Source organism: Prosthecobacter sp. (assembly GCF_044236155.1).
Lineage (GTDB): Bacteria > Verrucomicrobiota > Verrucomicrobiia > Verrucomicrobiales > Verrucomicrobiaceae > Prosthecobacter.
Genome location: NZ_JBIIHA010000005.1, coordinates 186,454 through 199,065 on the forward strand (window position 1 = coordinate 186,454; position 12,612 = coordinate 199,065).

The following is a 12,612-nucleotide window of genomic DNA, read 5'->3' on the forward strand; positions in this document are numbered from 1 at the left end:
CGAGACGCTTGCACCACCATGCTGCAGCTCTCCCAGATACTTCTGCCCGTCGATCATCATGAGAATGATCTGCGCATGGCTGTGGCGAAATTGCTGCGCGTCCGTGACGATGATCTGCTCTCCCTCAAAGTGAAGCAACGCGCCATCGACGCACGGCGAGGACATGTGGAGTTCAGCTTCACAGTGCTGGCCGAGGTGCAGGATGAGGCGAAGGTTCTGCGGCGGCTTGGCAAAAATCCGCATGTCGCGCCTGCCCCCGACGAAACCTACCGGCAGATCGCCGAAAACGTGACGCGCAGCCAGCCGATGCGTCCGGTGATTGTCGGAACCGGGCCGTGCGGGCTGTTTTGCGGGCTTTTGCTGGCAAGGGCGGGCTTGAAGCCGCTGCTGCTCGAACGTGGCAAGGCCGCGGGCGACCGTGCGCGAGATGTGACCGGCTTTTGGCGTCGCGGATGGGATTTCAATGCGGAATCGAATGTTCAGTTCGGCGAAGGTGGCGCGGGAACCTTCTCGGATGGCAAGCTCTACACGCAAATTCGCGACCGCGAGCATCGCATCCCCTGGCTGCTGCGGGAAATGGTGGCCGCAGGCGCGCCGGAGGACATTTTGATCAAAAGCCGGCCGCACATCGGCACGGACCGGCTCATCAAGGTCGTGCGGCATGTGCGCGAAGAAATCATTTCACTCGGGGGTGAGGTGCGGTTTGGCGCTCGCGTGGCCGATGTGGTCATCGAGGACGGAGTGATGCGCGCGGTGGTGCTGGCGGATGGCGAAACCATCGAAGGATCGCGATTCATCTTCGGCGTCGGCCACAGCTCGCGGGACACTTTTGAAATGCTGCATCGTCACGGCGTGCCGTTTGAGGCGAAGCCGTTTTCCATCGGCGTGCGCATCGAGCATCCGCAGAAGCTCATCGACAAGACGCTCTACGGAAAGTGGGCCGGCCATGAGCGGCTTGGTTCCGCGCCTTACAAGTTCGTGGCGCACTGCGGCACGGGCCGCGCGGCCTACAGTTTCTGCATGTGTCCGGGTGGCTTGGTCGTCGCGGCTACTTCGGAGCCGGGCATGGTCGTGACGAACGGCATGAGCAGCTATGCTCGCGCCGAGGCGAACGCAAACAGCGGCTTCATGGTCGATGTGCGGCCCGAGGACATGCCTGCGGGCGATGTTTTGAGTGGAATCGAGTTTCAGCGCCAGATCGAGCGGCGCGCGTTTGAACTCGGCGGCGGTGATTATCGGGCTCCGGCGCAGCTTTTGGGCGATTTGCTCGCCGGGCGTGCCTCGACCGGCCCTGGCAAGGTTTTGCCATCTTATCAGCCCGGCGTGGTGTGGACCGATCTGCGCGAATGTCTGCCCGAATACACGATTGAAACGATCCAGGAGGCGATTCCGCGCATCGAGCGCAGCCTGCCGGGTTTTGCGCTCGAAGATGCGGTGCTTACCGGTGTTGAAACACGGAGTTCCGCGCCAATCCGCATTCCGCGTGACGCCCAGACATTCGAATGCGTCAGTGTGAAGCACTTTTATCCCGCCGGCGAAGGCGCGGGGTATGCCGGTGGCATCATTTCCGCCGCCGCGGACGGCATGCGCGTGGCGGAGGCGATTTTGAGGTAGCTGCTGTCAAGCCGTGGCAACCTTTGGAACAAGGTGCTCGGCCGCCTTGGCAGCCTCGGCCAGCAGCTCTGGATTGAGATTTTTCTGCTCAAATTCACGGCACCATCCCTTGATCTCGAGCTCGTTGAAGATTTTGCCGAGCACGCGGCGAAGCAGTCCCTTCAAGTTCGGCAGCTCGACCGCCTGAAGCGAGCGGATGGCGACCTCTTTGTAGCTTTCGAGCAGGTTCATGGCCTTCTCATGCGCGCCGCTGTCGAGCGCCCACTGGCGGATGGTGGCGTTGTCGGGTTTGACGGTCGCGGCTCCGTTCCAGAGGGCTTCCATCTGCTCTTTGACCGCGCCCTGTCCCTTTTCACGAAGAAGGGAGAGCACGATGCTCGGACGCATGCTCCATTCGTTGCCGGCGGCCGAGTCTTCTCCGAGGTCGTCGAGGTCGTCGCGGATCTGGTAAGCGATGCCGAGATTCTCGCTGTAAGCATGCAGAACGTCGGCGCATTCGTCGAGCTGGCCGGCGAGCGCGGCTCCGACTTTGAGCGCGACTTCAAAGGCTGGCGCGGTCTTGCTGCGGAAAATTTCGAGCACTTGCGTGCTGCTGAGCGCGACGGGATGACGCGTCCAGAGCAATTCCGCACCCTGGCCGATGCAAAGTTCGCGCTGGCCTTCCGCGGCGACGAGCAACGCGGCGCTGCGGATGTGGGCGGGAGCGTCGTTGTCGGCGAGGAGGCGGTAGCCTTCGCCGATGAGCAGGTCGCCGATGTTCAGCGCGACTGGAATGCCGTGTTCGGTATGCAGCGTGTTTTCGCCGTAGCGTTCGGCATCGCCATCTTCGATGTCGTCGTGGACGAGCGATGCCTTGTGGAAGATTTCGACGGCGATGGCGGCTTTTTTGACAGTATCGGAGATCGGGCCTTCGGGATCTTCACGCAGCGCCTGGTAAGCGGCGACGGTGAGGAATGGGCGCCAGCGTTTTCCAGCACGGGCGAGCCATTCACGTGCGATGTCGTCGCTGTGGCCGCGTGAAGGGCCCATCAGGGCATCGAGTGATTCGCGGGTGAACCATGTCTTCACCTCGTCGTGCAGCGCGTTGAGGTTCAGGCGGCGTGTTTTGTCGTCGCTGGTGAGATGAATGTAATCCCAGACCCAGTCGATATCGACGACGGTGTCGATGCAGTCGTCCTGCAGCAGCGGCACGGCGACGGCGGGGATGGCGGCGGCCTCGACGTAGGGGAACGTGCGTTCGAGCACCGGAAGGCATGAAATGCCGACGATGGCCTCGATCTTGCCCGTCTGGATGAGCGACATGACGATGGCGCTGCCCTCGGCGACGAGCACGGCGTAGCCGAGTTTCTCAGCCTCGTTTTGGAAGTCCTGGATGGAGCAGAGGCCGCATTGTTTGCAGAGCAGGCCGAACTCATCAAAGGGCGCGGGGCATTTGCTTTCGACGCGCAGACACTTCGGCATCAGCAGCAGGCGCTTTTCATACGGCACAGTGGCGAGGGATTCGCGCCACGTTTCATTGGCGAGCAGCACGCCGACATAATCGCGGTGGATTTTGTCGATGGCGTGGATGGCCATGATTTTGTCCGTGTGCTCCTGAAGCTCATTGAGGGGCACTGGAGGCACGAGTTTCGCCGCGTCGGCGTATTCGCGCACCTGGCGGAGTATCTCATCGCGGTGCTGCTTGGTCTGCGGGATGTTTTTCTTCGGCTGCCGAAGACGGCGGTTGAGGCCGGGGATGGGCGGCGGCAGGGCGGCAGAGCGGACGGCGACGGTGGACATCAGGTGAAAATGACGAATGTGCGGCTTTTAACCGTGGGTGGGGGAGGTTGTCTTGCAGATATTGCGCTCCTCTGTGCAAATCTTGCGCCTCAAAGTTGCACCTTGGTGTGAACTTGCTCTCTCTTTTTCAGACCACGGTGCCACGTCCGCTCTTCGGGGTGGTTTTTTTGCGTGGTTTGGCTTCCGGCATTTCCTCGTCCTGCAAAATGGTGTCCTGCGGCAGCGGTTCGGCGTCATCCTCACCTATGGGGCCGGGCTCGACATAAGGAGTGGCCTTTTGATAGAGCTTCAGACGGGTGGAGAACTCGTCTGCGAGCTTTTTCCGCTCCTCCTCAGGCAGGTCTTTGTCCTCGCCCAGCAGGGAGAGCGAACGCTTTTGCCACAACTCGGCCTCTTTGTACTCGCCGTTGCGGGCAAGGGCGGCGGCCATGGTGTCGATCATCTCATAGGGTTGCTCGTCACTCTGGGCGACTTCGGCGACGAGTTTGAGGGCACGACGGGCGAGAAGCACGGCAGTCTCCCCATTGTGCAGATTTTCCTCCGGGCAAGTGGCAAGGAACCAGGCGAGATTGTTGGATGCCCACGGGTCTTCCGAGCGCGCCGCACGATTATACCAAGCGCCTGCGCGGCGGTAGTCCACCGGGACACCCTGGCCTGTGTAATACATGTTGGCGAGGCGTGTCATGGCCGGCACAAAATCCAGTTGCGCGGCCTTCAGATACCAAAGGGCCGCCTTGGCGGTGCTTTTGGGCACTCCATCGCCACGTTCGAGCTTCGAGGCATAAGCAGTCTGCGAGGGCGGGTTGCCTTGCTCCGCCGCCTTCTTGAACCATTCGGCGGCCTTGGCGGAGTCTTTTTTGACGCCGCGTCCTTCCTCATACATGGCCGCGAGGCTGTGTTGTGAAAGCGCGAAGCCGAGCTCGGCGGAGATGCGGTACCACTCCGCCGCTTTCGCGAAATCCTTCTTCACGCCCACGCCGTCCTCATAGAGGGTGCCCATGATGTGCTGTGCGCGCAGGTGCTTCTGTTTCGCGGCCTTTTCGACAAACTTCACTCCTTCTTTGAGGCTCTTTTTCATGCCCTCGCCGGTGATGAGCCGCAGGCCGAGTTCGAACTGAGCGTCGGCATCACCACGATCCGCCCATGAGCGAAGGTCTTTCTCGTTCACCTGCTGTCCGGATAGCGGCATGGAGGGCGCGAGCAGGGCAAGGAGGCTGGCAATGAGAAAGAGGCGCATGTTCATGATGAGCAAAACTACGTCCGTGAATTGCGCTCTCAACCATCAAAATGCGGCTGAACGTCAAATCCTTTGCTTCAAGGGGCACCTCCAAATCCGGTCGTGCCTTGATCACAGCATCGATACCTGCCTTGCGTGCTTGGGATTCGCGTGGCTTCAGGTTTCTCAGCGAAGGCAGGTTTTGCAGCATGTTTTTGACCTGCATCTTTCAACTGGGAGTGCCGTTATCGCGGTCTTCAACGACTTGAGTCTGGCGGACTCCTGCGGCAGCGCAGGCTCTCGGCAAGCCATTTTTTGTCCGTCGAGCCCGGATTGACATTCCCGCCTCAGCATCCAATCTCTGCACCGTTTTCGCGGGTGTAGTTCAATGGTAGAACACGAGCTTCCCAAGCTTGATACGTGGGTTCGATTCCCATCACCCGCTCCACTCGGCCAAAGCCAGATTCTTTTGTCGGATCAGAAGCCATGTCGATGTGACAGCGGGTGACGAATTTGGCTCGCATCAATCCAGGGCGGGCTGCTAAAACGCTGTTTGATGGAAGGCGAAAGCGAGTTCAACCCCTACGCGCCGCCACGGGCGGCCACTTTGATCGAAGTGTCATCGCCGGATGCAATCCGCCGGGCTCATATTGGCCACGAGACTTCGGTCAAGGCCAGCGGAGGGCTGTGCGCGTTGTGCGGCGGGCTGATGCTGCTGCCGGTCTTCATGGGGCTGATGGAGGCGGTGACCAGTGCCACGAGGAGAAATGACTTTGGGTCATTGATGATGGCTTTGTTGATCGGCGCGGGCTTGTTGGTGCTCGGGGCGAATCTACGGCGTCTGAGGCCGTGGGCCCGGATCGTGATGGCATTGGTTTCGGGTCTGTTTGCGGCGGTCACCCTGCTCACCATCGTGTTCCCGCTGCTGAATGGGTATGTGCTGTGGCTGATGCTGTCGGCGAAGGGCAGGATGGTTTTTTCTCCAGCCTACCAGCAGATCATCGCCTTCACGCCTGATGTGAGGCCGCGCATGTCAGCCATCTCGTGGATTCTTCTCTGCCTCGTGCTGCTGCTCGTGATCGCGATTCTGGCGGCGCTGCTGATCCCGGTCTCCAGGCGATGAGGCTCAATCTGGAGGGGGCAATTCGGTGCGCCCCATCGCGGCCAGCAGGGCGAGAACGCCCCACCATGCCTTCTGACCCGTGGAAAGGCGTGGTTTGCCGTCGCTGCCTGTCACCTTTTTGGCCTCGCCTGTTAGAACGCCAGGTTCCAGCCCGCGCACGCCATTCTTGGGAACAAAGAGGCGTTTGCCATCCCGCTTGTCGGTGAACCAGGTTCCGTCATGATCGGTTCTCGGCTGGCTGGCAGCGTAACCGGTCGGGACGTAGGTTGGTGGATTGCTGGCGACTTGCTGCCAGATCTTGTGGCTGTTCCAATCAGCAACCTCCGAACCCGAGCGTGTGGCGCAGGAAATGGAAAGGAGGGAAAGCAGCGCCAGACACATTGCCCGGGTGAAAAAGACCTGCGGGCGTCTGGTGTCCATGGCTAGGATTACTTGATGATGCCCAGCTTTTTCAGTGTGGTCGTCAGTTCAGCGACTTTTTCCTTCTCCATGCCCACGAGCGGCAGGCGCAGCTCATCGGAGCAGTGACCGGCCAACGCCATCGCCGTTTTGATCGGGATGGGATTGGTGGCGAGCTTCAGGAAGGCGGCGAAGAGAGGATAATACTTCGCGTGGATCGTGTAGGCGGAGGCGTAATCGCCTTTGAGGGCGAGATTCACCAGATAGCTGATCTGCTTCGGGATGAGGTTCGAGGCCACGCTGACGATGCCGCAGCCGCCCACGGACATGAAGGGCAGCGTGAGACCGTCATCACCGGAGAGGATCTCAAAGTCGGCCGGCAGGAGCTGCTTCATCTGGCTCACACGTTCCGGATTGCCACCGGCTTCCTTGATGGCGCGGATGTTCGGGCAGCTCTCGGCGAGGCGCACGAGCACATCGAGACCGATCTCGATGCCACAGCGGCCCGGGATGCTGTAGAGCATGATCGGCAGCTTCGTGTTGTCGGCGATGGCCTTGAAGTGCTGATACAGGCCTTCGGGCGTCGGCTTGTTGTAGTAAGGCGCCACTTGGAGGGAAGCGGTCGCACCAGCGGCCTCGGCTTCTTGAGTCAGCTCGATGGCCTCGCGGGTCGAATTCGAGCCCGTGCCCGCCATGACGCCGCCGCGCCCCTTGGCGAACTCCACGCTGAGCTTCACCACGCGGGAATGCTCGTCGTGATCGAGGGTGGGCGATTCGCCCGTCGTGCCGCAGGGCACGATGCCGGTCACGCCATTGTCGAACTGGAAATCAACGAGACGTTTGAGCGCGGCTTCATCGACTTGGCCGTTCTTAAAAGGGGTGACAATGGCGGTGTGGGTTCCTGCGAACATGAGAAAGGGCGTGGAGCTTAGAGTTGAACGGTGCCTTGGAAAACGAAATCTGCCGGACCAAACAGCGTCACATTCGTGTAGTCGCTCTTGTTCGGCTCTTCGAAGCCCACCTTGAGCGTGTCGCCGCCCTTCACGAGGACGCTGACGGGGCTGGGGGAGCCGGTGAGTTCGTGGTGGATGAGGGCGCAGGCGACCATGCCGGTGCCGCAGGCGAGGGTTTCATCCTCGACGCCGCGCTCGTAGGTGCGGATGGCGATGCTGCCGGGGGCCAGCACCTTGGCAAAGTTCGCGTTCGTGCCCTTCGGCTTGAAGGCCTCATGGTAGCGCAGACCTGCGCCCCACTCGCGGACGGGCACATTGTCGAGGTCCTCGACGAAAACAACAGCGTGCGGCACGCCGGTGTTCACGCTGTGCACGGTGAGATCGGTGCCCGCGACGGGCAGCGTCTGAGCCAGCTTCAGACTGTGCGGGGCGCTCATGTTGATGCGCACCTGACCGGCCTCGAACTCGGCGCTGATCATGCCGGCCAGGGTTTCAAAGCGGATCTTCGTGAGCGTGTCGCCATGCAGATGGTTCACGAAACGGCCAAAGCAGCGGGCGCCATTGCCGCACATCTCCGCCTCGCCGCCGTCGGCGTTGTAGTAGCGCATCTTGAAGTCACCGCCCTCGGTGGCGGGCTCGACGCAGAGCAGTCCATCCGCACCGATGCCGCGATGGCGGTCGCACAGCTTCTCGATCTGCTCCTTGGTGAGGGCCAGCTTGAGGTCACGATTGTCCAGCATGACGAAGTCATTGCCGGCGCCGTTCATTTTGGTGAATTGGAGGGTCATGGTAAAAAATTAAAGGGCATGCACCGCATCGACGAGCGGCTTCACGAAGGCCTCGACCTTCGCGGCGCAATCGGGCGAAATGCCGTTTTGCTCGATGAGCTTCACGATGGCGCTGCCGACGACGACGCCATCCGCCTTGCTGGCGATTTCAGCAGCTTGGGAGGGATTCGAGACGCCAAATCCAACGCACACGGGCACCTCGGTGGCCGCCTTGATCACGGCCACCTGCTCGGCGATGCCGGTGGCGATCTCCGCCTGGGCACCGGTGACACCGAGACGGCTCACGTAATACACAAAACCCTCGGCGCTCTTCGCGATGCTGGCGATGCGATCCGCGGGTGAAGTGGGCGCGATGAGCTGGATGTGGCGGAGGTCCGGCGCGGGCTTCAGTTCGGCATTCTGCGCGGCCTCATCCGGCGGCAGGTCGAGCACGAGCACGCCATCGGCTCCTGCAGCCGCCGCATCGTGGTGGAAGCGCTCGTAGCCATAGGTGTAGATGGGATTCAGGTAGGTGAAGAGCACGAGCGGGATCTGGCTCTCCGTGCGCAGCTTGCGGATCATTTCGAGCACGCCGGGCGTCGTGGCACCGGCCTTCAGGGCGCGGTCGGCGGCCATTTGATTCACCACGCCATCGGCCAGCGGATCGGAGAAGGGCACGCCCAACTCCACGATGTCCACCCCGGCGCGTTCCAGGCCCAAAACGATGTCGATCGTGGCATCGAGCGTGGGATCACCGGCGCAGACATAGGCCACGAAGGCCTTCTTCTTCGCGTCACGAAGGGCGGCAAAACGGGCGTCGATGCGGTTGGTGGGAGCGGGCATGGGGCGGGGTGCTTAGCCTTTCTGGCGTGGCTTTGCAAATCCCGCGTTGCCGTCAGGCTTCGTCGCCGAGGCGCTTGTCGGGGACGAGGTAACCCTGGACGTAGTCGCGGACGGCTTCTGTGAGCGTGGTGATGTCTTGTGTGAAGCCGGAGGCGCGGAGCTTGGCGATGTCGGCGCAGGTGTAGTATTGATACTTCGACTGCAAGTGCTCCGGCATGTCGATAAACTCGATGTTCGGGGCTTTGCCGAGCGCGGTAAAGATGGCGGTGGCGAGCTCGATCCAGGTGTGCGCTTTGCCGGAGCCGAGGTTGAAGAGGCCGCCGGCACTCGGGGTCTCGGCGAGGTGGAGCGTCATGTGGATGGCGTCTTTCACATAAAGGAAATCGCGCATCTGCTCGCCGTGCTTGTAGTCGGGGCGGTGGGATTTGAAGAGCTGCACCTTGCCGGTGGCGAGGATCTGACCGCAGGCTTTGTGGACGAGGCTGCGCATGTCGGCTTTGTGGTCCTCGTTGGGGCCATAGACGTTGAAGTACTTGAGCCCGACGATGCTCGGCAGCCAGCCTTCACGCTTCGCGTGGAGGTCGAAGAGGTGCTTCGAGTAGCCGTACATGTTCAGCGGACGCAGCTTGTGGATGTCCGGGTCCTGATCGTTCATGCCGTGCGCCCCATCGCCATAGGTGGCGGCGGAGGAGGCATAGACAAAGCGGGTCTGATTCGCGAGCGACCACTGGCAGAGCTGCTTGGTGAACTCGTAGTTGTTCCGCATGAGGTAGTCCGCATCGCGTTCCGTGGTGGCGGAGCAAGCGCCGAGGTGCAGGACGTGGTCAAAGCGGCCAAGTTTCGCGGGCGAATGCTGCACGGCGCCCAGCAAGTCGTTGCCATCAATGTAGTCGGCAAAGCGCAGCGGGACGAGGTTTTTCCATTTCTCGTCCGTGCTGAGGCGATCACACACCACTATGTTTTCGCAGCCACGGCGGTTCAGTTCCCAGACGAGGGCGCTGCCAATGAATCCGGCTCCGCCGGTGACGAGGATGCGACTTTCTGTATTCTTCATGCTTCCCGCTGGTAACGGGAAAATAGGAGGGATTCAAGCCGCAGCTTGGGCGGCGCTTCGCAACTTATGCGGCGGCCAGAGTCTCGGACGTCGTGGTCGTGAGGATGGGGATCTGCTCACGCCAGAGCGCCGGGTGCAGGAAAACATCCCGTGGATCGGATGAGCCTTCACCCTGCCAGCCGACCAAGGACTCCATGACCATCGGATATGGGCACTGGATGGCAGGGTAGAGCCACTGCTGGTCAGCCACGACGAGCTTGGGAATCAAGGCCTGGCCGTGGAATTCGATTTCCCAACCCAGAAGCAGAGGTTCCTCGTCAGTGAAGCCCGCGAGTCCGAGGGGATGCTCGACCCAGCCTACAAGGCCGCTGCCATTGAGCACGTCCCAGACTTCGCGCATTTCCAGTTCGACGCGCACTGCGAAGCCAGTGGTTTTTGGAGTGCCGCCGTTGACGGGATCACGATTAATGAGGCCAAAAAGGATGCTTTTCGGGCAGGATTCTGGGACGATGTCCACTTGGAATCCAAAACGGATGGGATGGTCTGGCAAAACGAGGCTTCCGAAACTCTGAACTTGGAAATCAGAGAAGGCAGGATCGAAGGCGACGGTGGCAGCGAGTGACTCCATAGAATTCTAAAAAGTTTGGATTACTTTATAAAATTTCAAGAAGATTATTTGCTAGCTCATATTTTGTCACTCCTAATCTCAAAAAAATCACCCGAAGCCAACAAGCCGATCGGATGCCACCCCGGCAACGAATTCATCGCCTAGGGCATTACGAGTGGCGCGATGGTTGACGAGAGAGCGTGTTTTTGATACCAGATACATTCGTGGCCACTGCTTCCTCGAAAACTTGTGCTGATACCGTCGTGACGGCGGATTTTCGTGCCCAATTCCTTCTTTCCTACCAGCACATGCTGCTATCCCGGGTTTTGGAGGAAAAGCTGGGCTCTCTTTACCGTGCCGGGGGGCGTATCGTGGGCGGTGTTTATCTTGGAAAAGGGCAGGAGGCTTTCAGCGCCGCGCTCGGGGTTCAGTTGCAGGCAGGCAGGGATGTTTATGGCCCTTTGATTCGTGACCAGGCGGGGCGAATTGCCTTCGGGGAACCGATTTTGGAGTGTGTCCGCACCTATTTGGGTGCTGTCACCGGTCCGATGCGGGGACGTGATGGCAATATTCATCGTGGTCGTCCTCGTGACGGCTACATGGCGATGATCAGCCACCTTGGGAGCCTTTTGTCGGTGGTGGCGGGAGCCTTGTTCGCTCGCCGCCTGTCGGGCAATCTCAAGGACGGTGTCGGAGCCACCAGCATCGGTGACGGCGGCACCTCCACAGGCGCGTTTCACGAAGGCCTGAACATGGCCGCAGTTGAAAAACTGCCTCTCATTGTGAGTGTGGCCAACAATCAATATGCCTACTCCACTCCGAACAACCGCCAGTATGCCTGCAAAAACCTGGTGGACCGGGCTGTCGGCTACGGTGTCGCAGGCTATTCCGTGGATGCCACGGATCTCGGAGCCTGCCTGAACGTTTTCCGCACGGCTGTGGAATGTGCGCGCAACGGCGGCGGACCGCAGATGATTGTGGGCAGCTTGCTGCGGCTTTCGGGGCATGGTGAGCACGATGATGCGTCCTACATACCCAACTCGGCACGCAAAGGCCCGGGGACGGGAGACTGTCTCGTGATCGCGGAGCAACGAATCATCGACGAGGCATGGATGAGTGAAAAAGAAGTCAGGGATTACCACGCTGAAGCGCGCGCCAAAGTGGATCAGGCGATCTCCAAAGTGTCCAAGGAGCCCTCGCCGGATCCCTTCAAGGAAGGCTGGCAGGCGCTTTCCAGCGCCGATCTTGTGGAGGGGCAGCACGAGGCATGAGCATCACTTATCTGGAGGCCATTCGTGAGGCGCAGTATGAGGCTCTGCGCAATGATCCTGCCGTTTTTCTCTACGGTCAGGATATCGACACTTTCGGCGGTGCGTTCAAGGCCACGAAGAACCTCGGCCATGAGTTTCCCGGGCGTGTGTTCGATTCTCCCATCAGCGAGGATGCCATGATCGGCCTTGCGGTTGGTGCGGCCGTTGAAGGAGCGCGTCCCATCGTGGAGATGCAGTTCGCAGACTTTTCGTCGGTGGGCTTCAATCAGATCGTCAACCAGGCCGCCACGCTCTACTGGCGCACGAACACACCCTGTCCCATCACCATCCGTCTGCCCTCGGGGGGCACGGCGGGCAGCGGGCCTTTCCACAGCCAGTCGATGGAGGCCATTTACGCGCACTATCCCGGGCTTGTCATCGTCACGCCTGCCACTGTGGAGGATGCCTACTGGATGCTTCTCGACAGCGTCGCCATCAACGACCCAGTCGTCTTCTGCGAGCACAAATTCCTCTATTACCATCTGAAGTCCGACGAGATCGGCCAGCGCACACTGCCGGTTGGCAAGGCGCGCATTGCCAGGCCCGGCCGCCACGCGACCATCGTCACCTACAGCGCCATGGTGCATGAGGCGCTGCGCGCAGCGGAGGAGCTCCAGCTCGACGGCTACTCTATTGAGGTCGTCGATCTGCGTTCAGTGAAGCCCATGGACACAGATACCATCCTCGCATCCGTGGCCCGCACAGGGAGGCTGCTTGCCCTCGGTGAAGCATTTCCCTGGGGCGGAGTCACTGCGGAAATCGTCTCCCGCGTCGCCAGCGAGGCTTTTCATCTTCTGGACGCCCCGCCCATGCGCCTGAACTCCAAGGACACCCCCATTCCCTATCATCCCAATCTCTGGAAGGCGCACCGGCCCACCATCGCCACCATCGCCGCCGCCCTCCGTCGTCTGCTGCGCTACTAATCAGCATCAAGTATCAAGATTCGA

General features: G+C 60.7%; 12 protein-coding genes and 1 tRNA gene. 5 read left to right on the plus strand and 8 right to left on the minus strand.

The window, feature by feature from the left end; all coding sequences use genetic code 11:
• Positions 1-18: 18 nt before the first annotated feature.
• Positions 19-1,614, plus strand: a complete 1,596-nt coding sequence (locus tag ACILSE_RS06795) for an NAD(P)/FAD-dependent oxidoreductase (protein ID WP_395716614.1) — start codon at positions 19-21, stop codon at positions 1,612-1,614.
• Between the two features lie 6 nt (positions 1,615-1,620).
• Here ACILSE_RS06795 and ACILSE_RS06800 read toward each other — a convergent pair whose 3' ends face one another.
• Both ACILSE_RS06800 and ACILSE_RS06805 read right to left on the minus strand, forming a co-directional pair.
• Positions 1,621-3,393, minus strand: coding sequence for a polyprenyl synthetase family protein (locus tag ACILSE_RS06800; protein ID WP_395716615.1), 1,773 nt, complete (start codon positions 3,391-3,393; stop codon positions 1,621-1,623).
• A gap of 127 nt (positions 3,394-3,520) precedes the next feature.
• Positions 3,521-4,630: a tetratricopeptide repeat protein gene (locus ACILSE_RS06805; RefSeq protein ID WP_395716616.1), complete on the minus strand. Its 1,110-nt coding sequence runs from the start codon at positions 4,628-4,630 to the stop codon at positions 3,521-3,523.
• A gap of 353 nt (positions 4,631-4,983) precedes the next feature.
• Between ACILSE_RS06805 and ACILSE_RS06810 the strand changes: the two genes are divergently transcribed.
• A tRNA-Gly gene (locus ACILSE_RS06810) sits at positions 4,984-5,057 on the plus strand.
• Positions 5,058-5,165: 108 nt separating this feature from the next.
• Positions 5,166-5,732 carry a hypothetical protein gene (locus tag ACILSE_RS06815; protein ID WP_395716617.1) on the plus strand — a complete coding sequence of 189 codons (567 nt, stop codon included), beginning with the start codon at positions 5,166-5,168 and terminating at the stop codon, positions 5,730-5,732.
• A gap of 3 nt (positions 5,733-5,735) precedes the next feature.
• On the opposite strand, the gene ACILSE_RS06820 is transcribed toward ACILSE_RS06815, so the two are convergent.
• The 6 genes from ACILSE_RS06820 to ACILSE_RS06845 all read right to left on the minus strand — a co-directional run bounded on the left by ACILSE_RS06820 (position 5,736) and on the right by ACILSE_RS06845 (position 10,376).
• Positions 5,736-6,152 (minus strand): hypothetical protein, encoded by a 417-nt coding sequence (locus ACILSE_RS06820; protein WP_395716618.1) that lies wholly within the window; start codon positions 6,150-6,152, stop codon positions 5,736-5,738.
• Positions 6,153-6,160: 8 nt separating this feature from the next.
• On the minus strand, positions 6,161-7,042 hold the full coding sequence (gene dapA, locus ACILSE_RS06825) for a 4-hydroxy-tetrahydrodipicolinate synthase (RefSeq protein ID WP_395716619.1): 882 nt from the start codon (positions 7,040-7,042) through the stop codon (positions 6,161-6,163).
• A gap of 17 nt (positions 7,043-7,059) precedes the next feature.
• Positions 7,060-7,872 carry a diaminopimelate epimerase gene (gene dapF, locus ACILSE_RS06830; RefSeq protein WP_395716620.1) on the minus strand — a complete coding sequence of 271 codons (813 nt, stop codon included), beginning with the start codon at positions 7,870-7,872 and terminating at the stop codon, positions 7,060-7,062.
• Between the two features lie 9 nt (positions 7,873-7,881).
• Complete coding sequence (trpA, locus tag ACILSE_RS06835; protein ID WP_395716621.1) at positions 7,882-8,694, minus strand: tryptophan synthase subunit alpha; 813 nt, start codon at positions 8,692-8,694, stop codon at positions 7,882-7,884.
• A gap of 52 nt (positions 8,695-8,746) precedes the next feature.
• The gene (rfaD, locus tag ACILSE_RS06840; RefSeq protein WP_395716622.1) at positions 8,747-9,748 is read right to left on the minus strand and encodes an ADP-glyceromanno-heptose 6-epimerase; all 1,002 of its coding nucleotides are present in this window, start codon (positions 9,746-9,748) and stop codon (positions 8,747-8,749) included.
• 64 nt (positions 9,749-9,812) lie between these two features.
• Positions 9,813-10,376 (minus strand): hypothetical protein, encoded by a 564-nt coding sequence (locus ACILSE_RS06845; RefSeq protein ID WP_395716623.1) that lies wholly within the window; start codon positions 10,374-10,376, stop codon positions 9,813-9,815.
• 287 nt (positions 10,377-10,663) lie between these two features.
• Here ACILSE_RS06845 and ACILSE_RS06850 point away from each other — a divergent pair, with 287 nt between their 5' ends.
• Positions 10,664-11,626: a thiamine pyrophosphate-dependent dehydrogenase E1 component subunit alpha gene (locus ACILSE_RS06850; protein WP_395716624.1), complete on the plus strand. Its 963-nt coding sequence runs from the start codon at positions 10,664-10,666 to the stop codon at positions 11,624-11,626.
• Complete coding sequence (locus tag ACILSE_RS06855) at positions 11,623-12,588, plus strand: alpha-ketoacid dehydrogenase subunit beta (RefSeq protein ID WP_395716625.1); 966 nt, start codon at positions 11,623-11,625, stop codon at positions 12,586-12,588. Before ACILSE_RS06850 ends, ACILSE_RS06855 begins: the two co-directional genes overlap by 4 nt.
• Positions 12,589-12,612 lie beyond the last annotated feature (24 nt).

Bases quoted from the DNA above. Each gene is read 5' to 3' on its own strand.
- ACILSE_RS06795 (WP_395716614.1), top strand. From the start codon at position 19: ATGCTGCAGCTCTCCCAGATACTTCTGCCCGTCGATCATCATGAGAAT.
- ACILSE_RS06800 (WP_395716615.1), bottom strand. From the start codon at position 3,393: ATGTCCACCGTCGCCGTCCGCTCTGCCGCCCTGCCGCCGCCCATCCCC.
- ACILSE_RS06805 (WP_395716616.1), bottom strand. From the start codon at position 4,630: ATGCGCCTCTTTCTCATTGCCAGCCTCCTTGCCCTGCTCGCGCCCTCC.
- ACILSE_RS06815 (WP_395716617.1), top strand. From the start codon at position 5,166: ATGGAAGGCGAAAGCGAGTTCAACCCCTACGCGCCGCCACGGGCGGCC.
- ACILSE_RS06820 (WP_395716618.1), bottom strand. From the start codon at position 6,152: ATGGACACCAGACGCCCGCAGGTCTTTTTCACCCGGGCAATGTGTCTG.
- dapA (WP_395716619.1), bottom strand. From the start codon at position 7,042: ATGTTCGCAGGAACCCACACCGCCATTGTCACCCCTTTTAAGAACGGC.
- dapF (WP_395716620.1), bottom strand. From the start codon at position 7,872: ATGACCCTCCAATTCACCAAAATGAACGGCGCCGGCAATGACTTCGTC.
- trpA (WP_395716621.1), bottom strand. From the start codon at position 8,694: ATGCCCGCTCCCACCAACCGCATCGACGCCCGTTTTGCCGCCCTTCGT.
- rfaD (WP_395716622.1), bottom strand. From the start codon at position 9,748: ATGAAGAATACAGAAAGTCGCATCCTCGTCACCGGCGGAGCCGGATTC.
- ACILSE_RS06845 (WP_395716623.1), bottom strand. From the start codon at position 10,376: ATGGAGTCACTCGCTGCCACCGTCGCCTTCGATCCTGCCTTCTCTGAT.
- ACILSE_RS06850 (WP_395716624.1), top strand. From the start codon at position 10,664: ATGCTGCTATCCCGGGTTTTGGAGGAAAAGCTGGGCTCTCTTTACCGT.
- ACILSE_RS06855 (WP_395716625.1), top strand. From the start codon at position 11,623: ATGAGCATCACTTATCTGGAGGCCATTCGTGAGGCGCAGTATGAGGCT.